Below are 1,617 nucleotides of genomic sequence, written 5' to 3'. Positions count from 1 at the left end.
GTGATTTTTGCTACGGCTTCTTTATCATTAATGCTTAAAGGTGTATTAAACCTATGCACTGCTTGTATATTTGGTCTTTCTTTGTAGTCTGTATGGGTTTGCTTTAAATGTGCGTTTTCAAAAAGCTCTTTAAGATTCTCACTCACCTTAAAATGCTCATCCCTACTAAATCCATTATAAATACTTTTATCCACTGCTTTAGAGCTTGAAATTTTATTAATTTCTTTAATAGAAATTGTCCCACTAAGCCCTGTTTCCTTGTTGGTAATTTCTTTGTTTATGTATGGGCTTAATGCTTCTTTTAAAGAAGCTCTTAAACTTGCAATGCCTTTAGGTGTTTGTGTATGGTAAGCAAAAGGTTTTGTTTGTATTGTGTCCTTATTATTTAATGTTATATTCCTTATTTTGAGATTGTTATATTGTTGTGTGAAGTCGCTTTTATAGTTTTGTATAATATCTGCTACATTATTTTTGAGTGTATCATAAGCATTGGTTTTCTTAAGCCCTGCTATTTCTTTTATACTTACAAAAAGCTGGATTATATTATCAATAAGCTTTTCAAACACATTGATTTTTTTAAGTTTTTCTACAAAACTAGGATTACTTAGCTCTGCAAGGAGTTCGTGAGGATTGGTAAGCCCATAATCATTTTGCAAGGATAATCCTAACTCATCACTTTGTTTAAAGACTTGTTGATAAAGGCTATTTATATTTTCAATGGCTTGAATCTGTTCCTTATTTAAAAGATGGGTTGCCCCTCTCTCATAAGCAATCATTGCTCTACTTGTTACACTATGGATAAGTTCGTGCAATAATGTTTTGCTTTTTTCTTTTTCCTTTATACTATGCTTTACTCTTGCGCTATTTTGATTTAAAAGATAAATCCCTGCTATATCCTTTGTGTTTCCACCCCTTTGGTAAGGTTCTCTTATAGCATTTCTTACTTCTACCCCTAGCTTCTTTGCTATGGGTAGGATAGATTCAAAGAGTTGTATTTGCTCTTGTGTAGGATTGGCTCTATAAAACAAATCTTTTGTTTTTTCTAATCCCTCTTGTGTGTTTAAATCATAAGTTAAAGAAAGGGATTTAAAATACTCCTCCTCCTGTTTTAGTAAATGTTTTTCTAATCGTGCAAGATTCTTTTCCAATCTTGCTTTATTAGATTCACTCCAAGAAAACTCTAAATCATTTTTTAATCTTATTATTTCTTTTTTGTTGTTATTTATAGTTTTGCTTATAGGGATTAAACTTTCATTTCTTATTTTCCACTCTAAGAAATGTTCTGCTTCCTCTTTTGGTGTTCCTCTTTGTATCAAAATAATGTCTCTAGTATCAAAAGGATTGATTAACTTAATGTATTTTTCTCCTAAAGATTTTGTATTGGTCTTTATAAAATTTGTAGCTTCAGAGATTTCAAGGCTTGTATAGTCTTTATTTTTTATAATTTCATTAAGTTCCCTATATTCTTTTCTAAGTGCTTCATTCTCCTTAAGAAGTTCCCTCTCAATAATGCTAATCTTTTGTGAAGTATTAGCAGTTGCGAATTCCTCTTTTAATGTAGGTGTTTGTAGATTATCTATGGGTTTAATGCCTGTTGTTAATTCTTGCTCTTTAATA

General features: G+C 30.7%; 1 protein-coding gene. It reads right to left on the bottom strand.

Features of this window, described 5'->3' with window-relative positions:
* Positions 1 to 1,617: LPD3 domain-containing protein (locus LS72_RS11050; RefSeq protein ID WP_194145617.1), on the bottom strand; the 1,617-nt coding region annotated here is incomplete at both ends.

This window comes from Helicobacter apodemus, from assembly GCF_000765745.2.
GTDB classification, from domain to species: Bacteria; Campylobacterota; Campylobacteria; order Campylobacterales; family Helicobacteraceae; genus Helicobacter_D; species Helicobacter_D apodemus.
Note: the sequence above shows the minus strand (reverse complement) of the source record. Positions and strands in the feature narration are given on the sequence as shown.